The sequence below is a fragment of the Polaribacter litorisediminis genome (genome assembly GCF_019968605.1).
Taxonomy (GTDB): domain Bacteria; phylum Bacteroidota; class Bacteroidia; order Flavobacteriales; family Flavobacteriaceae; genus Polaribacter; species Polaribacter litorisediminis.
Window position 1 is genome coordinate 2262619 of the sequence record NZ_CP082966.1, and the last position, 22328, is coordinate 2284946.

At 31.4% G+C, this 22328-nt stretch carries 22 protein-coding genes and 2 pseudogenes; 1 reads left to right on the plus strand and 23 read right to left on the minus strand.

What is annotated here, in order from left to right; all coding sequences use genetic code 11:
• Positions 1-387: 387 nt before the first annotated feature.
• From K8354_RS09770 to K8354_RS18825, 17 genes and pseudogenes are all read right to left on the minus strand, one after another.
• Positions 388-1476 (minus strand): hypothetical protein, encoded by a 1089-nt coding sequence (locus tag K8354_RS09770; protein WP_223439218.1) that lies wholly within the window; start codon positions 1474-1476, stop codon positions 388-390.
• Positions 1466-2890, minus strand: coding sequence for a capsular polysaccharide export protein, LipB/KpsS family (locus tag K8354_RS09775; protein WP_223439220.1), 1425 nt, complete (start codon positions 2888-2890; stop codon positions 1466-1468). The genes K8354_RS09770 and K8354_RS09775 overlap by 11 nt, the downstream gene beginning before the upstream one ends.
• Positions 2891-2988: 98 nt before the next feature.
• The gene (locus K8354_RS18680) at positions 2989-3117 is read right to left on the minus strand and encodes a hypothetical protein (RefSeq protein WP_302850504.1); all 129 of its coding nucleotides are present in this window, start codon (positions 3115-3117) and stop codon (positions 2989-2991) included.
• On the minus strand, positions 3117-3932 hold the full coding sequence (locus K8354_RS09780) for a polysaccharide biosynthesis protein (RefSeq protein WP_254713017.1): 816 nt from the start codon (positions 3930-3932) through the stop codon (positions 3117-3119). Before K8354_RS09780 ends, K8354_RS18680 begins: the two co-directional genes overlap by 1 nt.
• A 5-nt stretch (positions 3933-3937) precedes the next feature.
• Positions 3938-4126, minus strand: a complete 189-nt coding sequence (locus tag K8354_RS18615; protein WP_254713018.1) for a polysaccharide biosynthesis protein — start codon at positions 4124-4126, stop codon at positions 3938-3940.
• A gap of 798 nt (positions 4127-4924) precedes the next feature.
• Positions 4925-6172, minus strand: coding sequence for an EpsG family protein (locus K8354_RS09785; protein ID WP_223439222.1), 1248 nt, complete (start codon positions 6170-6172; stop codon positions 4925-4927).
• A gap of 25 nt (positions 6173-6197) precedes the next feature.
• Complete coding sequence (locus tag K8354_RS09790) at positions 6198-7376, minus strand: glycosyltransferase (RefSeq protein ID WP_223439224.1); 1179 nt, start codon at positions 7374-7376, stop codon at positions 6198-6200.
• Between the two features lie 238 nt (positions 7377-7614).
• Complete coding sequence (locus K8354_RS09795) at positions 7615-8670, minus strand: hypothetical protein (protein ID WP_223439226.1); 1056 nt, start codon at positions 8668-8670, stop codon at positions 7615-7617.
• Between the two features lie 418 nt (positions 8671-9088).
• A complete protein-coding gene (locus K8354_RS09800) occupies positions 9089-10153 on the minus strand; it encodes a polysialyltransferase family glycosyltransferase (RefSeq protein ID WP_223439228.1) in 1065 nt (354 codons plus the stop codon).
• Positions 10153-10758 carry an HAD family hydrolase gene (locus tag K8354_RS09805; RefSeq protein WP_223439230.1) on the minus strand — a complete coding sequence of 202 codons (606 nt, stop codon included), beginning with the start codon at positions 10756-10758 and terminating at the stop codon, positions 10153-10155. The genes K8354_RS09800 and K8354_RS09805 overlap by 1 nt, the downstream gene beginning before the upstream one ends.
• On the minus strand, positions 10751-11479 hold the full coding sequence (locus K8354_RS09810; protein ID WP_223439232.1) for a 3-deoxy-manno-octulosonate cytidylyltransferase: 729 nt from the start codon (positions 11477-11479) through the stop codon (positions 10751-10753). Before K8354_RS09810 ends, K8354_RS09805 begins: the two co-directional genes overlap by 8 nt.
• A gap of 4 nt (positions 11480-11483) precedes the next feature.
• Positions 11484-13022 (minus strand): aldolase catalytic domain-containing protein, encoded by a 1539-nt coding sequence (locus K8354_RS09815; protein WP_223439234.1) that lies wholly within the window; start codon positions 13020-13022, stop codon positions 11484-11486.
• Positions 13023-13081: 59 nt separating this feature from the next.
• Complete coding sequence (locus K8354_RS09820; protein ID WP_223439236.1) at positions 13082-14050, minus strand: glycosyltransferase family 2 protein; 969 nt, start codon at positions 14048-14050, stop codon at positions 13082-13084.
• A 33-nt stretch (positions 14051-14083) separates the two neighbouring features.
• Positions 14084-15529, minus strand: coding sequence for a lipopolysaccharide biosynthesis protein (locus tag K8354_RS09825; RefSeq protein ID WP_223439238.1), 1446 nt, complete (start codon positions 15527-15529; stop codon positions 14084-14086).
• Positions 15530-15564: 35 nt separating this feature from the next.
• Complete coding sequence (locus tag K8354_RS09830) at positions 15565-16203, minus strand: NeuD/PglB/VioB family sugar acetyltransferase (RefSeq protein ID WP_223439240.1); 639 nt, start codon at positions 16201-16203, stop codon at positions 15565-15567.
• A gap of 275 nt (positions 16204-16478) precedes the next feature.
• Positions 16479-16772 carry a DegT/DnrJ/EryC1/StrS family aminotransferase gene (locus tag K8354_RS18620; RefSeq protein ID WP_254713019.1) on the minus strand — a complete coding sequence of 98 codons (294 nt, stop codon included), beginning with the start codon at positions 16770-16772 and terminating at the stop codon, positions 16479-16481.
• Positions 16700-16997, minus strand: a pseudogene (locus K8354_RS18825) (DegT/DnrJ/EryC1/StrS family aminotransferase). Before K8354_RS18825 ends, K8354_RS18620 begins: the two are co-directional and overlap by 73 nt.
• Before the next feature lie 308 nt (positions 16998-17305).
• Here K8354_RS18825 and K8354_RS09840 point away from each other — a divergent pair.
• The gene (locus K8354_RS09840; RefSeq protein ID WP_223439242.1) at positions 17306-17500 is read left to right on the plus strand and encodes a hypothetical protein; all 195 of its coding nucleotides are present in this window, start codon (positions 17306-17308) and stop codon (positions 17498-17500) included.
• A gap of 160 nt (positions 17501-17660) precedes the next feature.
• Here the strand turns inward: K8354_RS09840 and K8354_RS09845 are convergent, their stop codons facing one another.
• The 6 genes and pseudogenes from K8354_RS09845 to K8354_RS09870 form a co-directional block, all read right to left on the minus strand.
• A complete protein-coding gene (locus K8354_RS09845) occupies positions 17661-17909 on the minus strand; it encodes a hypothetical protein (RefSeq protein WP_223439244.1) in 249 nt (82 codons plus the stop codon).
• Positions 17906-18994, minus strand: coding sequence for a DegT/DnrJ/EryC1/StrS family aminotransferase (locus K8354_RS09850; protein WP_223439246.1), 1089 nt, complete (start codon positions 18992-18994; stop codon positions 17906-17908). The genes K8354_RS09845 and K8354_RS09850 overlap by 4 nt, the downstream gene beginning before the upstream one ends.
• A 513-nt stretch (positions 18995-19507) precedes the next feature.
• On the minus strand, positions 19508-19786 hold the full coding sequence (locus K8354_RS18830) for an NAD-dependent epimerase/dehydratase family protein (RefSeq protein ID WP_223439248.1): 279 nt from the start codon (positions 19784-19786) through the stop codon (positions 19508-19510).
• Positions 19726-20085 (minus strand): annotated as a pseudogene (locus tag K8354_RS09860) (IS1595 family transposase); the annotation flags it as partial. The gene K8354_RS18830 and the pseudogene K8354_RS09860, both read right to left, overlap by 61 nt.
• Positions 20086-20147: 62 nt before the next feature.
• A complete protein-coding gene (locus K8354_RS09865) occupies positions 20148-21191 on the minus strand; it encodes a hypothetical protein (RefSeq protein WP_223439250.1) in 1044 nt (347 codons plus the stop codon).
• A 53-nt stretch (positions 21192-21244) separates the two neighbouring features.
• Positions 21245-22303 carry an IS701 family transposase gene (locus K8354_RS09870; RefSeq protein ID WP_223439252.1) on the minus strand — a complete coding sequence of 353 codons (1059 nt, stop codon included), beginning with the start codon at positions 22301-22303 and terminating at the stop codon, positions 21245-21247.
• Between the last annotated feature and the right edge of the window lie 25 nt (positions 22304-22328).

The following is a 22328-nucleotide window of genomic DNA, read 5'->3' on the forward strand; positions in this document are numbered from 1 at the left end:
TTACTTTTAAAAACGCTTTAGAATTTATGATGTATCGAAAAATTTAAAATCGTAATAATATTGTTTTTCAGTTAGTTAAAATCAAGTCTTCGTTCTTGATTCTAACAGCGAAAGCGGTCCTTTTATCTTTTATTGGACAACAATGTTTAAAAATTGTCAATTTTTGTTTTCATTTTATTCGTTTCTATTGGTTATATAATCCGATACTGCTTCTAAAACAAGCTCAATTTCATGAGATTTCATATGAGCCCAAAGTTTAAAATTACTAAAATTTGATATTCTAATAGGCATCCAATTATCACTTTCAATGACTACAATTTTACGGTTTGTTTGCCAATCCGGTTTACTAACTAAATTGTTTGAATTTATTTTTTTATATGTTGGGTTTTAACTGTTTTTTAATAAAACACCCAATTCGGAAGATGTCATGAATTCGACTTCTGGCCATATTTTTATAATTTTGCATATTAAATCACTTAATAATTTTAAACTGATATCCCTTTGCTGTGAATTTAAACTTCCAACAAAATTTGCTCTATGAGAACTAATAACAGCAGGCTTATTATGCTTAAAAGCATCTGTAATTTGTTTTAGTGCAAAATTTATAGGATCATTATGTCTAGGAGAGCTGGGCTCAAAAATAACGTTTCTGGTAATAACAGTTAATCCTTCTTTAGTCGTCTTACCAATCCAAAAAAGCTTTTTATGATACCATTGAGGTTCTAGAGGGTTGTTGTGTAGTTTAGATAATCCTATGTAATCAATACCATTATGAACTAACTCTGAATTTAAGCTTAAATGATAGGGTCCGTCGGGCGGCAAAAAATATGTTGTTTTTTGATTAAATGTCTTATTAATAATTGAGATTCCTTCTGCAATATTATTTTTTAATTTTTTAATTTCATGATAGGAATTTATGTCAAAAGTTGATCTATATGATTTCATAGCATTTGGCACAAATAATCCTGAAAATCCCCAAACTTTATTTTCAAAACCTAAATGAGCAATTTTGTCATTGTTTTTCAAGTCATTCATCCATTGATTTACATTTAAATGTTCTCTACCATGAAAACCAATTTCGATCATTTTATTTTCCAAAGCTGTGTTATACAAATCAAATATTTCTTTCCCGTCATTTCTATTGTCTAGTGTCTCTAAAAATGTCTCATTATAAAAATTTTGAAAATTACTCTCCTTAATTTTTTTAAAGTCAGGATTAGATGGGTTCATTAAAAAAGTAAATTTTGGATTCTTATCATCTTTACCTTTGATTGCTTTTAATGTGTCAAATAAATTTTGTAAATCATTTGCAGATTCAAATGTGTCATAATTATGCATCCATAAATGAGGGTTAAAATTCTTAATAAATTTATCCCTAATATACTTGTTTTTAAATCTAAAACTACCCCAATCATCACTTTCAAATACGATAATTTTAGTTTTAGTTTTTTTTCCTAGTAAATTTCTATATTTCAACTATTTTAGTTTGAATAAGTTTTGTTAATAATTTATACTGAGCATTTTCTTCGTATTCCCCAAACGAATGGTAGTTTTTAACATTTTTATGGCCCTCTATTAGACCTGACACAACACCTTTTGAGCAAAATTTTAATAAATGATTATTATTCAAATTTATTTTAATTTTTCCTTCAAGTAAATTTTTTAAAAAAATAGTTAAACTATTTATATCAGTAAATGAATGCACTCCATCGATACTAAAATTAACTCGACCAAATAAAATAGCAGGTTTTTTTCTAATATATGATTCCAATGCAACGTTACCTGTAATTGTTGCAATGGCAATTGAATTATCAATTAATTTAAAACTATCAACTGAAATATTAACCATGGAAACCCCTTTTATATTGTTAATGGACTTATAATAGAACCTATTTCTTGCTTTAGGCTCAGATTTATTGGTAAACATAGAAGGATGTTCTTTCACTAACAGATTAATATTTTCAGGAAGTAACAATCTTAATGTTCTAATAGCAAATAACTGATCTGTAAAGCCATACCCGTCTGGTAATGTTGTTCTTTCAGGTTGGAAATGTAGGAAGAAGATGATATATTTTCCTTTGAAAGTATAACTATCTTTAGTTATTTTTTTGTGATAAAAAAAGTTTTGTGTTAAGGTATAAAAGCTGTGTGGTCTTTTTATGGTATCTTTTAAATTTTTAAAAGGATTGTAATACTTAAATATTCCTTTGCCTAGTCTATCTTTTTCATATTTTGGAATTGCAAACTCATAGTCTTTTGAGTTTATTTCAATAAATTTATTAATGTGAAACTCTACTTCATGTAAAGGTTCCAAAATTTCATTTTTGAATTGTAATTCTCTGAATCTAAGATAGCCTTTAGAAATTGAAAATAGCCATGGAAATATGTGTTTTTCTGTCGTAAATACATCAATATTCAAAAAATCAGCAGCTTTTGCCAACAACCACTCTACTGAGTGATGTGGCGTAGTTTTAAAACAGAGAAATGAAACATTGTTCTCTTTTAAAAAATGTAAAGTATTCATTGCTTTTTGGGAATAATAACTTATTCCATGTTGGATTCCCAATCCATATTTTGGCAAATAACCATCTCTATCTAATAGTCTAAAAGTAATTTCATCTTGAACGTAAAACCTATTAAAATCATAAAACTCTGAAGCACTGACACTTTCATGATTGTTTTCAAAATTAAAAATATCATTATACGAAATACACGTCAACTTTTCATAAGCCATTAATTCATTTTTAAACAAGGTCAATCTCTGTGGTTGTACTAATATGATAAATTTTATATTTCTATTCGCATTTATAAAATTCAACCAGTTTTTAAGTTTATTTATATCAGAAGAATCACACTCTAAAAGAATGGTTTGTCTTTTGTTTATTTCCATTATATTGAATTGATTTCTTGAGAGTTATTCGTTTTTTAAATGAGATTATGAACCATTAAAACAAAAAATCTAATTATTTTTAATCTTTATTTACAAAATTAGATATGCCCTAAATTAAGAATCTTTGGCCCTTGCGTTAAATAATCTGATTGTAATATTTCTATAACAACATCAATATTTTGCTGAGTTATGTTTTGACGGCCATAAGGAATTGCTTTTTGTCCCATTATACTTTGAATGTTGAATTTACGTGCTCCATTATTAAATTTCTTAAACTATCTACAGTTTCCCAATCTGTATTATGCCCTGAATTATAATTAAACCCCACAGGAACTAATTTTGCATTGAATTTTGTTAAAAATTCTTGAATACTAAAATTGGGAACAGATGGTAAAATGGTATAATATTTACCCAAATCATAGGTGTAAAATGAATCTGATGGGGTAATCATCTCTTCATGTATTTTTTCTCCTGATCTAATTCCAACAATTTCTAACTTGCACTCCGGCGCAACAGCTTGGGCTACATCTGTAATTTTATAGGAAGGTATTTTTGGGATAAAGATTTCACCTCCCCAAGCGTGCTCCATTGCATGCATTACCATGTCTACTCCTCCTTGTAAAGATATATTAAAACGAGTCATAGAAATATCTGTTATTGGTAATTTTCCTTCTTTCTTTTTATGCATAAAAAACGGAATTACAGAACCATTTGAACCCATTACATTTCCATAACTTACTACCGAAAACTTAATTGGATTAGTTCCTTTAATGTTATTTGCTACAACAAATAATTTATCTGATGTCAACTTTGTAGTCCCGTATAGATTGATAGGTGCGCATGCCTTATCAGTTGATAATGCAACAACATTTTCAACCCCTGATTCTAGCGCAGCGTGTATTACATTTTGAGCCCCCCCGATGTTTGTTTTTATACATTCATCTGGATTATATTCAGCCAAGTACAAATGCTTCATTGCGGCTGCATGAATTACATCGTCCACCCCTTGAAATGCTCTAACCATTCTTTCTTTATCTCTCACATCTCCTAAAAAAAACGTATTTGAGGGTATTTGTCAATTGGATATTCTTGAGCCATTACAAATTGTTTCTGCTCATCTCTTGATAAAATTATTATTTTTTTAACATTAGGATACGTTTTAAACATGTGAGCAGTTAATGCTTTTCCTAAAGAACCTGTTCCTCCCGTGATTAAAATTGTTTTATTGTTTAACATTATTATTCGTTTTTTAAAAAAACTTGAATTATTTTAAAAAAACAAGTCCCTAAAAATATGAAAGCTTGTTTTTAAATTTCATTAAAATTACAAATACAGTATTTAGATTGCATATAGAGCAAGGTTATTATTTTGTGTTTAACTTAAACCCAACAGATATAGAGTATTGGTTTCCCTATTTAAAACATCTATAAGTTTTTTTTGATTGTATTCTTGCACTACTTCAATCATTAGAAGTAGTAAAAACAATTTTAATATTGGTACTTCAACTTTAGAGATGAGTAGGCTTTTAATTCGCTTTTTCGCATCCTTAAGCACAAACTCTTCGTTACGAATTTATTGATATGTTCTAATCTTAGAGAGGATGTATCAACAGTAAATAAATTTAAAATACATTTTAAATCTTTATTAAGGTTTTTCGTTTTTCTAACATACTTGACTAATTGGTTTCCTTGGTTATCAAAAATAGATCTATTGTTACTTCGATATGGATAAACAAATACAGAAAGAAGATGTTAGGGTTTTCTCCATCAACACTCCCAGAAAATAATATATTTTATAAAAAAACCATTCTTTTATTTCCCTTTAAATGCAAAAAACGCCAAATATTATTTTGTCGACCAAAATGGTAGGCCGAGACCAATTTACTTAAGTGTTGTCGAACAAAGACAAAAATATTAATTGATTCCCAAAATTTCATTCCCATCACCTGAAGAACTTCCCTATAAATTAAATTTCTAATATCGATTAAACAAATACATACCAAAGCTTCTTTTATGCACCTTCAATTCCACTATTCTAGAAGCCCCCAATCAAGCCTATAAAACCACGAATGGAAACATTCATTTCCTCTACTATCCATGGAATAAAGGGTGCGAAAAATAAAAAAATACTCAATAGTTGGATTAATTCGGACACATTAAAAATTATTACAAAAATGAAAAGAGTTATTAAAACTCGTATAGCAAACAATTGATTTTTTACTTTATTTATTGAAGAATTAAAATACCCTCTTTGCCATAAGAGTAAAAGAGTAGCTAAAATAAAAACCATACCAACTGCGGCACTACGATTTTTCAAGGCATATAAAAACCAGGATAGATTGGATAATGAGACTGTCAATATTCCAGTGGAAAATAAACGTGATTCTAATTTGTTCATTCCTGAAAAGTAGGTACCAAATATAATTAATATAATAGCAATAACATTTACTCCCCATACCTGCAACCCTAACTTAGCATACTTTTTGTACCAATTAGTATTTCCGTATGCTTTTAAAACCTGCTCTGAAGTGGCCTTTTCCTCAACGGAGTATCCTTTTACTTTAGATTTTCCAATCTCTGTCTTTTCCATTTGATTGGTTACCGTTGATGGATTAACAAGCTGAGACGTAAAGGACAGAAAAAAAATCACAGAATAAATCCATTTCCAATTACCTAAAATCAACACTCCCCATGCCGGGAGCGCCATAGCCCAGTAACCAATATGAATGAATGGAGGAACAAACATGAGGAGTAGATATTTAATCTTTTTAGTTTGATAGTAACTTAAACATGCATAAAAGAGCACCCAAAATCCTACACCAGTTCGAATTTGATTAATTTGTTGCACTCCCATAAATAAAACAAAAACTAGTGCATACAAAAAAAACACCTTACTTCTTTTCCATGTTGGATATATTTCAAATAATCGAAAAAGGGAACCCACATAAAAATAAGCGAAAATAAAAGCCACCAATGTAAAAAATAATCCAGGTACCCGGAGGGCTCCTACAACAAAAGACAAAATATGGATAAAGGGTTCGTCTTGGACTCCGGGAGTCTGTTGAAATGTTAATTGCCGCCCAATCTCTTCTAAAAATTGGCCGAAACCCAAACCTATATAATGTTCAGAAACATTCTTACGATGCACATAACCATCAGTGCCAGGACTTAGAAAAATAAGTGAGCCAAAAAAAGTAATAAAAATAATTAATACCCACTTTTTGAGATTTCTATTCGACTGACGAAAGGCTGCAATAAGCAGTATAACAGGAGAAATGAACATTGAGAGTATGTATGAACTTATGCCTCTAACCATTATTTTTATCTTGAAGTTCTTGGAATAATAGTTCCCATTTCCGACCAACCCTCTTGATTGAAAATCTTTGGGAATTTTTCAAAGAATTGATGCGCATCCTTTTCAATTCAAATGGACTACTAACTAAATCAACCACTTTTCTACCCATTTCTTTCGTATCGAAAGGAGCAACTAACAACGCATCTTGTGAGTTATTCACTATCCATGAAACAGCAGCATACGAATTAAATGCCACTACGGGACATCCATAATTTTGCGCTTCAATAATCGTGTTTGGTAATCCTTCGTATGCGGATGGCATCATAAAGATGGAGGCCTTTTGATAATAGGTCTCTGGTTTTTTAAACCCGACTACCTCAACACGTTGTATTTTTAAATGATCTATATTTTCTTTCAATTGCTTCAAATAAGGTCCATCACCTACAATTACAAATTTCCAATCCGGCAGTTTTGGTGCAACTTCTGCCCAAAAGGGTAATAATAAATCGGAACGCTTTTGCGGAATATTTATCCGACCAACATGTAAGATGATTTTTTCTTTTCGATCCTCAGTGTATTCTATTCCTGGAAATGGATTAGGGATTGTTTTTACTTTTTCTATCTTGTAATCACCCACAAAATATTTTAATTCTTCTTGATTTGGAAGTGCCTCGGTAACAAAACTATCATAATCATCCAAAAACTTCTTCAAAATCCCTCTTTGTTTCCTTCTATGCGAATATTGAATAAAAAAATGCCCAAGAGGGTTATTCACTAGCCAGTTCAACGGTTTTGGAACCCTAGTTTTTAATATTTCAGATAGGTTATTTTTAAATGCAAAAAGGGAATTATGGAGACAGGCTATCGTATGAAAGCCTATTTCTTTCTTTAATTCTAACAGCCCCTTTCCTATTGGGTCTTCATACGGCATCTGATTGATTACAATATCCGGAGAGGTTTCATGTAAAAACTGTCTAAAAAATAACAAGTTTTCTTCATTTTTAGTGCCTCCAAAATGTTTTGAGGTAAAAAGTTCACCATGTTTTGAGCTAATATGCCCTTCAGACGCAAATGAAAAATAAGTGACTTCAAATCCCCTTTGAAGAAAGTGCTTCCCTAAGTTATAGGTGATTCTCTGCACTCCTCCTTCATTGGGATTAAAGGCAGGTGTCTGAATGATACAAATTTTCATATTTTTTTTTAAAGTGATTAGAAAAACTATTTTTTGTTACTACTTATAAACTCTTGGTTTTCGGAGGAGTTATTAAACCGATTCCGACTAAGCGCCAGTCCCACCAAACATAAAGCACATAACTGAAAAGTAAAACCAAAACGTTTTGCACTTTTAAGCTCTTTTTAAATACAAACCAATATAGCACAAAAGCCAGTGGTAAAAATATAAGAAATACTAGAGAGTTAAAGAACATTAATCAATTCTTTGTAAGATAAGTTAATAAGAATTTTGGTAACAATTTAACCAGTCGTCTTCTCATCAAGATTTTCTTTCCTTTTGGGGTATTAAAAAACTGCATGCGCTGACTTAGCACTTCTAGTTGTCGTTCACTAAGGGAAACAGATGGCTCTTCATTTTCTATATCTACACTTTTATGCTCTAGTAGTCGCAAGCATTCTTCTTGCGGTAAAAAAACATTGAGTTGGTCTAAACAGTTTTGCTGTTGGGCTAGTGATGAAGCAAAGGTGCTTAAAATATAACCTTGTAAAGCGCTATCTTTAGCTTTCTCTTGACTTGGTATCGCCTTTAAATCATTCACAAAATAATCGGTCACATTAGGATATAGTTTACTTAATTGATTCATCACCTTAACCTCAGATAAAGTGACGGATTCATTGACATTAGGTCTGGTTTGAAAATCTGGGACTTCAATTCCTAACCAATCTTTAAAAAAAGCTTGCTTTAAAAAATCACTGTTTTTTTGAAATTTTCTTAAGGTCCATTCAATGTTTTGATTGGCAGCAATGACTTGACTTAAATTTTCGAACAACTTAGGCGTTTCATAGACTTCGGTCACCCAGTGTTTATAATCCGGTATGCGACCGGATTTTGCACGATGCTTATAAGTGGATAGTGCATGGTCGACTAAATTTCTAAAAAATCCCATGGCTTTAATTTCGGTAAAACCAGCGGATTGCGCACAAGTTACTATTTGATGCAATCGCTTTGGGTTAGCCAATTGATGGATCAAAGCCTCTGCTGAAATGAATACGGATTTAGCATGATCATTCTTTGCTGTATCATACCATGCTTTTAATATTCTAGTAATTTTGGTATGCTCTTCGGACTTTATAGCCATTTCCAAACCATCGGCATTGCCTTTCGAAATCAAACCAGATTTCATCTCATGATCTTCTTTAGATTTTGGGAAATAAATACCCTTAGATTTCAAATAATCACGTTGATTCGCACAAATATATTGTAAATAAGAGCTTCCAGCTTTATAAATACCAAAATGTATATAGAGTGTCATGTAGTGGTTTCGTTGTTTTTCTGTTGGTTAGCGTTCTAGGAAACTAAAATTCCAAAAAATTAGTACCTTTAATTAAACTTTCAATTTTGTATACTTACCCGAAAGGGAGCAAAAGAGTTTTGGTAATTTGAGACTAGTAATTACCGGATTAGCGGATTTCAAGTTGCAGGTTTTAAGTTAAATATTAAATTTAAACATAAGCTGTTGTCAGTTCGAGACCCAAGAAAAAAATTTTTACAAGCGTAGAAGATGACGTAAATTGGTTATAAATATACTGAATTACCAAATAATCGTAAAATACAAGTAACTTTAACCGACCTTTAAATCACTGAAAAACAATTATTTAATAAAAACGTCAATGGTAGTGTTTTACAACAAAACAAGAAATCTGTGGTTTTGTAGGTTTTGCTATTAAAAACTATGTTTCAAAATTATTTATGTTTTCCCAAAACCCAGGCATATCGTCAAAAATAGTTTTAACTTTTTTAGAATACAGGGAATATATAGAGTAGGATTGATGACCAAATATAGAAGCATAGAATAATGCAGATGATAAATTGCCCAAAACAGTGCAATTCTTAGAATTTAAAAACACAGCTTCTAATATAATATCGTCACGCATAACCTCAACTTCAGCATTTGCTTTTCTGAGAGCCTTATACAGGTAATTCCCAGAATACTCTTTCAATCCAGGTCGTAATTTGATTACTATTTTTCTGTTATTAAATTGTGTTGCTAATTTTTCAATTGCTAAATCAATAGCTTTATGATAATAAGATAAATCCAAGCCCGTAAAGCGTTCATTTGCACCATCCACCCATAGCAATGCATTTTCATAATACAATCCTTTACTGAGCTGAGCGATTCTATCGTCATTTTTAAGCTCTAAAACTCTTTTTTGGTCTGTCTCAACCAAAGGAAAACCTTTTTTACTGAAGGTAAAATACTTAATACCCTTTATGTTTTGATAGTTATCATAAGCATAAGGTAAAGCAAGGAATCTATTAGTATAGCCTCTACTTGCCCATTTTAACCCATTTAATAAGTTTGACATGTATGTACCTTGTGTATTAACTCTTAATTTATTTTGTCTATTATCCCAAGTTAAAGTTTCTAAATCATTAGAATTCGCATAACTAGAGTTTCCTTCTTCTATAAAGTGAAATTCTCGACATCGAGTATGCGTCACTAAAATCTTTTGGTAATAGGACATCAAATCGATGTAAGCTATAAAATCTTGTCCATACAAATGTGAATTCAAATATGCATCGAAAGATTTAGGCACATTGAAGTATTTCAGTTTTTGCAGAGCATTTTTGTTTCTAGCTTCTGCAAAACTCGGAATGACTTTATAATCTTCAATCGGCACTTTATAATTAGAACTGATAACTATAACCTCGTCCTTACTAAGCCTAAGGTATTTTATTGTAGCATAAGCCGCAAAAAATGTAATCGGTGAATGCACCATAAATATATGTTTCATCAGAATAGTTTATAGTCGCTATTGGCTTTGATTTTTTCATTTCCATAGCCCATAAAATGAATACGATTAACTTGTGCCGCTTCATAATCATTTTTGGAATCACCAATCAATAAACAAGTGTTCGTATCATAACCATGTATTGTCAAAAGATTAGCAACTAAGTCATTTTTTGAGGTTGGTGAACCATGAATGGAATCAAAATACGTTGCAATATCCAGCGCTTTACAAATCTGTCGCAGTTCGTTTTGGTCAGAACCCGAGACGATATGCATATTGTAATTCTTTGCATTGGTTTTGATAAATTTCAGCGTTTCCTCTATCAATAAGTCGTGGTTGATGAGTAATTTCATCATGATTTCTGAAAACTTTTGCGCCCAGATGTTAACTTCAGCGTCGGTAATGGCTTCTCCACGGATGTCTTCAAAAAAATACCTAAACTTTACATATCTTGACAAGCCACCGTTATCTCTATGAAATTCCATCAGGTCATCAACTTCAGTTTGGGGGAAAGTTTTTAAAACTTCTTCAAAACCGCGGTCACGCAAAGCATTGGAATCCATAATTACTCCATCAAAATCCCATAATATCGTTTCTATTTTATTCACTTTCTTTCAGTTTTTTTAAAACACGTTCTACATCTTCCGGTAAATCTATAGCAATGGAATCTTTAGACAAAGGTATCATTCTAACTTCATATCCCAATTCTAAAAATCTTAGAATTTCGATATCTTCTTCAGCCTCAAGAGGTGTTTTTGTATTTTCAGCTACAAAAGCTTGTAATGCAGGCTTTGTAAATGCATAAATGCATATTTGACGCCAAGCCATTTTGAATTCCTCGCACTTATTTCCAGGTATTGGGGAACGTGACATGTAAAGCAAACGTCCATCTGGACGAAAAACCAATTTAGGAATACTTAGGCTTCTAAATTGTGATTCCTCCGTAATCAATGCATAACCATTGATAATATCACCCTGATACTTTTGAGTAGCTTCAATCGTATCTCTAATATCTTGGGGATTCATTAGTGGTTCATCACCTTGTACGTTGATGTAATAATCAGCTTCAATTTGTTCAGCAACTTCAGCCACACGATCAGTTCCGGTCAAACAGTTCTTTGACGTCATCATCACTTGCATGCCTTTAGCCTTGCAATGTGCTTCAATGCGTTGATCATCTGTTGCGACAATTATTTTTTCAGTTTGCACCGCTTTTTGGCACTGTCGATAAGTCCGTTCCAGCACACTTTGTCCATTTAAATCAATCAGGGGTTTACCCGGTAAACGACTTGAAGCATATCTTGCCGGAATTACTATGACATAATCCATTTGATTAAATTTTAGAATATACAGAGTCTTCTCTTAACTCTGAGTATTTTGTTGGTGTTAAGCTTAGTAATTGCATCTTATGCTCATCTTTTACCTTGGAGAACAAATACTGGTTTTCCAAAAACAATTCTTGTTCTTTTTCACCAATTTGATTGCCACTATAACCGTCATAGCCAGTGATGAAGATAGAATTTATTTTTAAAGCAAGTACACTTTGTAAAGCCAATGCTGTGTGCGAATCTTTATAAAGATCGGTGAACTCAACTTCACTAAGTTCAAAGGCTTTGTCAGTTAAGGAATTAGGGATGTAGGTTCCCATTTTTCTTGGATAAGGAGGTAAAATGCACTTCCCCTTTATATTTTTACCTTGAAAAACTTCTTCTAAACGATGTCCTTCATTACCAACTAAGCAGAAATACTGGTCATTTGGAACAGTTTTAAATGACAATGCATTTTTTGAACTGGCATGTATCACTATAATATCAGAATGTTTCATTAAAAAACGGTCTAAAGCCTCTGAATGATTGACCGCACTTGGACCGCCACCCACAATTAAAGCACCAGCATAAGCCTTTTCTTGATCAAAATCCAATTCTGGTAATTTAGTATTGTCTTCTTTGCCTTGGCTTTGGTTATTTAAGGCTCTGATGATACTGTTAAAAGAATAATAACGTTTGCTCACCCATTCCATGACTTGCTTCTGGGGCAAAGAATTCGCTCCAGACACCATATAAGGTAAGTTAGTGCCCCATTCATGATGCGCTTGAAGCTTAGTAAAATCATCTATCGTCTTGCTTAACTCATTGTAAGGAAAATCGAGTTTGCCTTTGGCATTCAATACTGTCAACAAAAGTTCAGTTTTTAAATTTCCTGCACCACGCCCCATACCGGTAACTGTCGCATCTACAATATCAATACCTTCATCAATGGCTGTCAGGGTGTTGGCGAGTGCCATTTCCAAATTATTATGACCATGGAACCCTAGTTTCACCTGTGTTTTGGAACGCACCATATTGATGGTGTCTTTGACGTCCTGTGGATACACTCCACCAAAAGAATCCACCATATAAAAATAATCAGCGACTTGATCTACTTGGGGGATGAGTTCTAAGAATTCTTTTTCATCTGCCCATGTGGACATGTACATCACATTAAAAGCCACTTCAAAGCCCCAGCGTTTGATTTCAGCCGCCAACTCCAATGCACGTTTAAAATTCTTAGGATCTATCGCCATACGTACCATATCTACCAAACCAACAATTGGGCCTAATAAAGCGTCTACATGTTCGGCGCGTACATCTTTTTCATTAAGAATAATAACCAATTTTTTATTGGATTTGGATTTTAAATGCTGTAAAACAGACACCGGGCAGTAGTAATACTCCCCCAGATAACTTTCCATGGGATTGGAACGATAGCCTACTTCCAAGTAATCTACCGGCAAATGATTAAAACTTTCTAAATAGGTATTGACCAATTCACTGTCAAAATCCCAATTGGTATAATAGCCGCCATCGCGGAGTGTGCAGTCTAAGATCTTCATAAAAATTATTTTATTAAATTATCCTTTTAAAGGATTGTGGTGTATAAATTAAAAAGTATTTAGGTGTTATTTTCAGGTTGGGTATTCAATTTTCTTTCTTCAATTAAAATTAAATTATCGAACACTTTTTTATGGTTCGTATTTTTAGCATGTTCCTTTAACTTTTTAAACCTAATTATTTTTTCATTTGTTTCTGGGTTTTTACTCAATTCTCTTAACCTTATTTTTCTTAAATCATCTTTTGTAACACTACTTTCCTGATCTCTTTTTACTGACATAATTTCTGTTGAATGATGTATTAAACCATTCATTGCGGCGATCAACAGGCTGGTTTGATGACCACCAGCTTGATTTTTAAAACAATCTATATGTTCTAATATAATTTGCCGTCTTACAACTATAGTGCAAAAAGCCATATAAAAAGTATCATTTTTAAAATCATCTAAGGTATTAAAGGTTTTTCTTTTAAGGAAATCGTGAGTCCTTTTTTGTTTCCAAAAATCATCTCTTTTAAATAAAAACAGATAAATAAATATAAATAATTTTGAAAAACCATATAATTTTATACCATTTACTATGATTGAGGTAAACCTTCTGAATGTTTTTTCATTTTTGATTAAAGTTGATTCAAATGAAGCTTCGTGAGTGCTCATTGAAATAGCACCATTATTCTCCAACAAATCTACTTGAGTTTGTAATTTAAATGGATTAGTCCAGTAATCATCTCCTTCACAGTAAGCTAAATATTTTCCATTTGCCTGTTCTACTATCCAAATAAAATTTTCCGCTACACCTTTATTTTTATCATGATTAAAATATCTTATTTTTATATTATCAGGAACATTTATCCCTTTAAGAATTTGAGTTATTGCTCCATCTGTATTATCTGTTGATTTGTCATTGGATATTATGAATTCCAAATCAAAATCACATTTCTGCTTGAGTACTCCTAGAATAGTATCCTTTATATATTTTTCATGGTTATAAGTAATGGTTATAATAGACACTAAAGGTGTAAAATTTTTCATTTGATCTAGTAAATTTTTATTGATACATTAGAATTAACCCTTTTCAATTATTACTTTTTTTAAGTTGTCTATGAAAATTAATAAATCTTTTTTATTCATTAATAAACTAATTATTGTAAACAAAATTAAGTAGGTGGCTATACCTATAATTAATAGAATGATCATACTAATTTTGTGAAGTAAAAATATTGAAGCCACATAAACTAAGAACATCACTATAAAATTTATTATAAAATGACTTTTTAATATTTTAAATATTTCTAAAATTCTTAAGTCAATTAACTTTCCTGCATAGTATAACTTAGGAAACATAAATAATATATAACCAATAAGCAAAAGACCAGCTACTGCTTCTATTGAATATAAAGAACCTATATAAAATGCTACAATATTATATAAACCATAAATTACGCTTAATCTGAAATACAGTTTTGTGGCACCATGAGCATAGAAAATAGAAGTAGTAAATACAAATACAGATTCAAATAATGTAAGTATACTTAGAATTTGCAGTGTTAAAACCATTGGTTTCCATTGCTCACCGAAAATACCAACTACAAATGGTTCTGATAATACGATAAGACCACCTATTAATGGGAATGTTATAAATGCGGTCATATTCATTGCATTTAATAATAAATTCTTAGATTGTTTCTTATCTTTTTTCAATGATAAGGAAGGAAACAATATTGAACCTATGATATTACTTATTTTTTGAATGGGCATATTTACAAAAAAAAATGCTCTTGAATAATAACCAAGAGCCTGAGAACCCAACAAACTACCTATAAAAAAATTATCTGCATTTCTTGTCAAATAATTAAATGATTTTGTTCCTAAAACAGGTAAACTATAATCAAAATGGCTTTTTAATATATCTTTTGAAAAATTAAATGATGGTCTATAATCACTAACAAAATATAGGTTTATAGTATAAATAATGGAAGCTGATAAATGCAATATTACTAATGACCACACTCCAAAATTACTAAATGCGGCAATTATAGTTAGAATTGATGACACCACTATACTAGTAATATTCGCCATAAATATTTTTTTGTATTGTAGGTGCTTTTTTAATAAAGGACCATGAACACCTGATAATGAAGAAAAAACAAATGTCAATGAAAATACTTTTATTAGATTATTTAATTCAGGCTCATCATAATAATCTGCTAAGAAGCCTGAGGAAAAAAAAAATATAATTGATAGTAGTAATCCAAAAACAAAATTAAACCAAAAAACAGTATCTTTATCATATTTGGTTAAATCCTTTTTATATATCAAAGATACTCCTAAACCACTATCTTTAAGCATCTTTAAAAATCCAGTAAAAACTGTAATCATACCAATAAGCCCAAATGCATCAGGGCTAAGTAATCTCATCAAAACTACACCTGTAATAACAGTAGAAGCCTGTGAAGCAATACTGTTTATGGCATTCCATTTTACACCATTAATTGTACTCTTATTTTTCAATATAATAAGTATTTTAAAATAAACATTTTATTGTGCTAATTAACTTTGCTACTATTAACTAATTTTCTTGCTGGATTACCAACAACAATTGTATTTGGTTCTACGTTTCTGGTTACAACTGCTCCCGCTCCGATAGTAGCTCCTTCTCCAATTATAAGTTTTGGAAGTATAACAGCTCTTGCTCCAATTTGAACATTGTCTTCTATTTTCACTTCTCCAAGAAGTACACATCCTGGAGACAATTCAACGAAATCTCCTATTTCTACATCGTGTGTAATTATAACATTATAATAAGCTAATAACGCTCTACCTATTTTAACCCCGTTCGATATTTTAACGCCAGACATTAAGATTGCATCATCTCCAATGTTTGTATATTTACCTTCATAAACATCTTTACTCCTAATACCAATTGAATCTCCTCCTAAATTTGAAAACTTTTCATATAACATTTTTCTAAGGTTAGGATTACCTAAACCTAAAATAAAACTATTATCTATTTTAAAAAGATTTTCTACCTCTTCTATAGTTCTAATTATTTTGTACTTACTAAAAAGAATGTTTTCATCGTCTAGGTTTACATCATCAAAAAAAAAGATATTAGCATCATAATTTTTTTCTTCTAAGATTTGTAAAATCTCTTTAGCAAGACCTTTTGCTCCAATAACTAACATTTTACTTCATTTTTATTAGTTTTATTATCTTTTCTATTTCGCTATGTTTTAAGTTGTAATACAAAGGTAAATACAAAATTCGCTTAGCTACATCTTTTTGCAACTCGCATTTTTACGCAGGGTACAATGGCCTCTAAAGTATTTCCTGCAGGATAAAAATACCCTCTTGGATAAATATTAGCCTCATATAATGTCTTTTCAATTTTTAGCAGTCACTCTTCAGTTTAAAAAATAATGGGAAAATGCGAATAATTGAGTTCACCCAATTTTAGTTCTTAAAAGCTTACAAATTCAAGTTTACTCAAAGCTTCTTTGTATTTAATATACTTTTCTCTACGGTATTCTAAAGCTTGGTCGTAATACTTTAAATTTGCTAAGCCTAAAGCATTATGAATGTTAGTTAATTTTCCGTTAAAGCCTTCTTCTACAATATCTTTAGCATCATTATACCCAAAAAAGTAGATTCTTTTTAACTTGTCATAAAGTACATCGTTAGTTATGATACATCCTCTACCTTCTGCCGTATTAAATAATTTTGTACCAGGTAAGCTTGTTTTAGAATAAGCCATGTTTTTTTAGCAATCTTAAAAATAACTTCAACGTCAGATGGGTTTCCAAATACGTTTATAGGCATAATTGCCAACGTTTTATCAGTAATTTTTTCTTCTATTTTTAGGGTCTATGCTTAACGTATCTGATTCTATATCGCAAAAAACAGGTTCGAAGCCTTCCCATAATATAGCACTTACAGTTACTATCCATGTAAAGGGGGTGGTAATAATTTCTCGCTTCATTTATATAGCTATTGTTCCATTTGGAACTGATAAAAAATGATTTACACCTGTTTTTTGGCATATTTCTTTTTCTAACTGCTGCATTAAAGGTTCGTTGTGAGTTAGTATACCTCATTCCCATACACCTTTCAATAATTCAGTAAATTCATGTAAGGGAGCAAGAGAGGGGTGCATGACAAAAATATTTGTTTTAAACATTCAAAAATATGATAGAAGTCTAAAGATGTTCTTAACTAACCAACTATTTACTAAGACTTATAAACTGAGTTTCCGTAGAGATAACTAATTTATCTTTCTTAACACCCTTCATGGAACCCCATACTAAACTACTCTCTGGAACATTCTTGGCTACAACAGACTCTGCCCTAATGATCAAATTGCTTCTAATCTTAATGTCCGGAAGTATTGTGGAATTAGCACCTATACTGCATAAATACTTAATCTCTACACCATCTAAAATCAATGCCATTGGTGAATCACAAAAATCTTCTATAACAACATAATGATGAATTTAAGCTCCTGTATTTACTAAAGTACCTTTCCTAATAGTCATATTATTTGAAATAAAAGTCTTTGGTACAATGTTCAACAACTCTTCAATGTAACATTATAGCCACCTATTATGGCTTAATCTGATATTATTGACCTTAAGTTAACACCAATTTATAATCCTTTATTATAAAGTACTAATCTAGATTTCGGAGAGACAGCAGCTAGAACAAAATCATTACCAATCTTATTGAAAATCTTACGAACCGATACCAAGTCCTTTAAAATCGCATACCCAAAAAATTTAGAATCTTGACTAGGAGTATCATCAAAAAAATAAATTGGCTGCTTATCTTTGAACGCTTGATCTACTATAAAACCCAATAAATCGTTACTGTGTCTAGAAGCCCCAGCTGCTATCAAACTCCATAGTTTTTAGATCTTAATAAAATTCTTGAGATAAAATCTTGTTCCACTTTAGAAAGGCCATAATACATAGGCAAGCACAAAATGCTTTTCGCTATTTTATTCGCAATAGGTAATTGATTTTTAACATCAACATAATTTAATGAGCTCAGCAAAGGATGAAAATACCTTCGCGGATAAATTTCATTTAAATTCAATTGCTTCACTGCACCTAAAGCCCGTTCCTCATTACTGAAAACTGCAGGATAATATGAGTAATTTGGGGAAGAGTCTTTGGTATCCAATTGTGTTTGAACATCAAGATTCACTAAAGCCTTATCGTAATATTCTTTTTGATTTTTCCTGCTTTCCAGTATTGTATCTGAATACTTTAGCACGGCTAAACCAGCCGCCGCATGAAATTCGCTATTCTTCCCATTTATTCCTACACCTGCAAAACTCTCCGGCCCATCGTGCCCAAAGTTCCTCATATAAGCCATTTTCTTAAGCAAGTCAGGATCTTTGGTTACAACTGCGCCACCCTCAACACAATGAATGAGTTTAGTAGCATGCATGCTAAGCGTACTGATATCTCCAAACTCTAATACACTCTTACCTTTGTATTGAGTACCAAAACAGTGTGAAGCATCATATATTATCTTTAAATCGTGCTTATCGGCTATCAGCTTAATAGCATCAATGTCACATGGGTTTCCAAAACAATGAGTGGCCAAAATAGCAGAAGTCTTTGGTGTGATAGCACTTTCTATCTTCTCTGGATCGATATTAAATGTATTCTTGTCTATATCAACGAAAATTGGCTTACAATTTTCCCAAACCAAACTGCTGGTTGTTGCGACATACGAAAATGGGGTTGTAATCACTTCTCCACTTAGACCAAGTGCCTTAATTGCTATTTGTAAAGCTATAGTGCCATTATTGGTTACCAGTAAATGATTCAATTTGAGCTTTTCTTTTAATCGAATCTCATATTCGTTCAAGAGCGGCCCATTATTGGTGAGCCATTTTCGCTCCCAAACTCCCTCAAGCAATTGAAATACCTCCTCTTTTGGAGGTAAGAACGGTTTTGTAACAGGTATCATATTAAAAATTTATTAAAAATTTTAACCAGAAAAATTTGGCTAGAAATTGGAATTACCTCGTCGTCATGATCACAAACAACGAGAGGACCAAGCAACAAGTTAAAACGATTATTCCAATAAATCCTTCTCCTCCGTTATTAAAATATTTTTGTTCATTTATATATTTTTATAATAGTTTTTATATCACTTCACAAATTCAACTATCTCTTTTTTAATGTTTGTGGTTGGTTTATCACTATAATCTCTGTAAATGGCACTTGCATCTGCCTAGGTTTGTTCTACATCTCCGGGCTGCACGGGCATTAATATCCTTTTAGCTTCTGTTCCTAAAGCTTTTTCAATTTCTGTTATATAATCATTTAGTTTTACAGAGCTTCCGTTTCGAATATTCTATAAATTGTAAAGACTTTTATTTGGATTTTCCTTTTCTATGGTATTGATTATACCTTCTACTATGTTATCAATATAAGTTAAGTATCTAAAGAGTTCACTTATATTGATGACTTTAATCGGTTACTTGTTTAAAATTACATCTGTAAATAGAAACATTGCCATATCAGGTCTTCCCCACGGTCCATAAACAGCAAAAAATCTTAATCCAATTGTTTCGACACCAAATAAATGGCTAAATATATGTGTCATGAGCTCATTACTCTTTTTAGTTGCAGCATACATACTAATTGGGTAATAAACATTTTCACTAGTTACAAAAGGTGTTTTTTCATTTAAACTATAGCCTCTCCAAATTTTAGTATAAATAAATGAGCTGTTCTTTCTGTAATACCAGAGCAAGCTCACATATAGCTAGCAGACAAACTCTTTGTGATTGTTGACATTTCAAAACAAAAGTAAGCTTTACGTAAAACAAATTTACCCTTATGGAATAATGTATTTGCTGTAGCTGGTTCTCGATGATTACACATGTTGAATTATCTTGAGAAATCAGCTTTTCTTTGACAGGCTTTATGGTTGCATTTTAAACATTTATAATCGGTTTTATCTTTTAAAGCTGATAGATATTCTTTACAATCCAGGTCGGTTTTGAACCGATTGGTGATCTCTAGAAAATTTTGCCCTTTAAAAATGTCGATAATATTACGTTTCTATTGGGGACCAAGGTGTGAATTTATCTGCCGACATTAATAAGATTATCTTATTTTGAGATTTTATTAACTATATTTTCAAAGTGATTATAAAATATATCAAAGTTATAATAATTATTTTTAAAGAGTTCTTGTCCTTTTTTGGCTATTTCTAAGTAGTCTCCATAATTCTTATCAACATCAAGTAATATATCCTTTAGATCACTCAAATCCCATTTTGTAGGTATGTAAGTTTCATTTTTAATATAAAAATTTGGGAAAGTTTCAAGATGATCCATATTGGGTTTTATTAAAATACATCCATTTATAAAAGCTTCCATGTCTCTATAGCAAATCTCTCCATAGCCAAATGGACTTATCATCGCTTTTGTATTTTGGACTTCTTTGATATACTTATTTTTATTTATCACTGATCCGGTAACAAAAGATTTTGGATTTTGATTATTTAATTTTTTAAGAGTTTCAACAACACCTTTCCTTTGCGGCACAGTTTGTCCCGCCATTTTCCCACGGTAAGAAGCTGTTATGCTTCTTCTTGCCATAGGTGAAATGAAGGTAGGATTATTAAAAAAAAATAACTTGAATTTATTAGGATTAAATAGAGGCCAATTGGCATAATCTTGATAACCTAAATTCCACCCCAAATTTATTTTATGCAGTTGATCCTTACTTATTCCATGGCAAGAGTTTTCTCCTTCTAACCAAATTCGATTAGGATGGTACGTATGTGTATAAATATCTTTGTCTTTATATAGTTGCCTTTTTAAAAACAGATCTACATCATTAATTACAGATAACTCTTTACTTCCAGGGGAGGCTGAAAGATCATAGTATACTATTTTTGAATCAAATTTTCTTAATCTATCCGTATCTCTTTTTACATCCTCTTTAAGGTTTTCAAAAAATATATTATTTGTTTCATATTTATTTCTATAAAATCTACTGCTGAGAATAACAATATCTCTTTTATTTTTAAAATTTGGTTTTGCTACAACATTCACATCTAGGCCCTTCTTCTTTAGTTCTTTTTTCCATTTAATAAGAGGATATGCCCAGCCTTGATTTTTATTTGGAATTATAAAGTCTATATTCATTTTTTTATTTTTTTAATAACTCATGTTACGCAAACAAATCCCCAAAAATGGAATTATGCAGCTTTAGTTGTTGATAAGTTTTTGAGTTCATTATAAGCAGCCTGTTGTGCTGCTAAATAGATTTGTGTTTTCATTGCAAAGTGATTTTTTCCTGTTCTTTGTTTCAGCCACTCCAACTTTATATACGCTATTATTGACAGGACAAAATGATTCGTTTGTGTTGCTGTTTTTTTAGTTGGAGATTTAGCAAAACCTGTGTTGCTTTTAATTGATTTATGATATTCTTCTACTGCCCACCGTTTTTTGTAGATTGTAGTTATTTGGTCATACGATACACTTAAATCACTACAAGCCAAGTACAACTCGCCGACTGTATCATTCTCGTTTTTGAAAACTTGCTTTGTAAGCAACAGCGGAAAGTCTAGTTTTTCAAACCAAACTTCCACGGTCTGCTGTCCTGGCTGTAATGTTTTAATATTTACGTATGTCTCATTTTGCTTATCTTCTAATGATAAGGCTACTTTTCGATTGCTTTTTAAGGCAATAATAAAATCGTTTTTCAATGTTTTTTTACAACAAATCATATTTTCTACCGAAGAAAACCAGCTATCAGCCAAAACATAATCAAAGTGTATTTTACTACTACATTCTTCCAGCATTTCTCTAAAAAGTTCATTTTTAGTTTTACTACTTTTACGCTTTTTCTTCCCTGTTTTTTTGTCGGTAACCCAAAGATCTTTCTTTATAAACTCTACGCCACATGGTATACGCATACCCCCAACTTCCACTAAAGCAGTTAGGAAATTAATCCCTTTTACAGACCTTCCAAATACATGGTCAAAATGCCAAGTGTTAAGCTCACTTTCAGCTGTATATTGTTTTTCTTGTATAGAATCATCAAAACTTAAAATGATAGTTTCTTTAGATTGAGTCAATTCTTCAACATAAGGTTTTGCTTTTTTCCATAGAAATTTACTGTCGTAAACACCTGTCCCTAATGCTCGTGTTATTTTGTCGTGTTTTATTGAAAGTAATGATGCCATTCCTGTTGCTGTCGTGTAAGAACTTGAACTTATCAAGTAATCTGTATATAAATCAACAAAATTATCCATCTTTTTTAGTATCTGAGTTATTAAC

What these genes read in the sequence shown, in the direction of transcription:
- K8354_RS09865 (WP_223439250.1), bottom strand. Translation starts at nt 21,191, where the DNA reads ATGAATATAGACTTTATAATTCCAAATAAAAATCAAGGCTGGGCATAT.
- K8354_RS18615 (WP_254713018.1), bottom strand. Translation starts at nt 4,126, where the DNA reads ATGTTAAACAATAAAACAATTTTAATCACGGGAGGAACAGGTTCTTTA.
- K8354_RS09820 (WP_223439236.1), bottom strand. Translation starts at nt 14,050, where the DNA reads ATGAAAAATTTTACACCTTTAGTGTCTATTATAACCATTACTTATAAC.
- K8354_RS09850 (WP_223439246.1), bottom strand. Translation starts at nt 18,994, where the DNA reads ATGATACCTGTTACAAAACCGTTCTTACCTCCAAAAGAGGAGGTATTT.
- K8354_RS18620 (WP_254713019.1), bottom strand. Translation starts at nt 16,772, where the DNA reads ATGGCTTATTCTAAAACAAGCTTACCTGGTACAAAATTATTTAATACG.
- K8354_RS18680 (WP_302850504.1), bottom strand. Translation starts at nt 3,117, where the DNA reads ATGGGACAAAAAGCAATTCCTTATGGCCGTCAAAACATAACTCAGCAA.
- K8354_RS09795 (WP_223439226.1), bottom strand. Translation starts at nt 8,670, where the DNA reads ATGACACTCTATATACATTTTGGTATTTATAAAGCTGGAAGCTCTTAT.
- K8354_RS09810 (WP_223439232.1), bottom strand. Translation starts at nt 11,479, where the DNA reads ATGGATTATGTCATAGTAATTCCGGCAAGATATGCTTCAAGTCGTTTA.
- K8354_RS09775 (WP_223439220.1), bottom strand. Translation starts at nt 2,890, where the DNA reads ATGGAAATAAACAAAAGACAAACCATTCTTTTAGAGTGTGATTCTTCT.
- K8354_RS09870 (WP_223439252.1), bottom strand. Translation starts at nt 22,303, where the DNA reads ATGGATAATTTTGTTGATTTATATACAGATTACTTGATAAGTTCAAGT.
- K8354_RS09800 (WP_223439228.1), bottom strand. Translation starts at nt 10,153, where the DNA reads ATGAAACATATATTTATGGTGCATTCACCGATTACATTTTTTGCGGCT.
- K8354_RS09815 (WP_223439234.1), bottom strand. Translation starts at nt 13,022, where the DNA reads ATGAAGATCTTAGACTGCACACTCCGCGATGGCGGCTATTATACCAAT.
- K8354_RS09790 (WP_223439224.1), bottom strand. Translation starts at nt 7,376, where the DNA reads ATGAAAATTTGTATCATTCAGACACCTGCCTTTAATCCCAATGAAGGA.
- K8354_RS09830 (WP_223439240.1), bottom strand. Translation starts at nt 16,203, where the DNA reads ATGTTAGTTATTGGAGCAAAAGGTCTTGCTAAAGAGATTTTACAAATC.
- K8354_RS09840 (WP_223439242.1), top strand. Translation starts at nt 17,306, where the DNA reads ATGGAACCCCATACTAAACTACTCTCTGGAACATTCTTGGCTACAACA.
- K8354_RS09785 (WP_223439222.1), bottom strand. Translation starts at nt 6,172, where the DNA reads ATGTTCATTTCTCCTGTTATACTGCTTATTGCAGCCTTTCGTCAGTCG.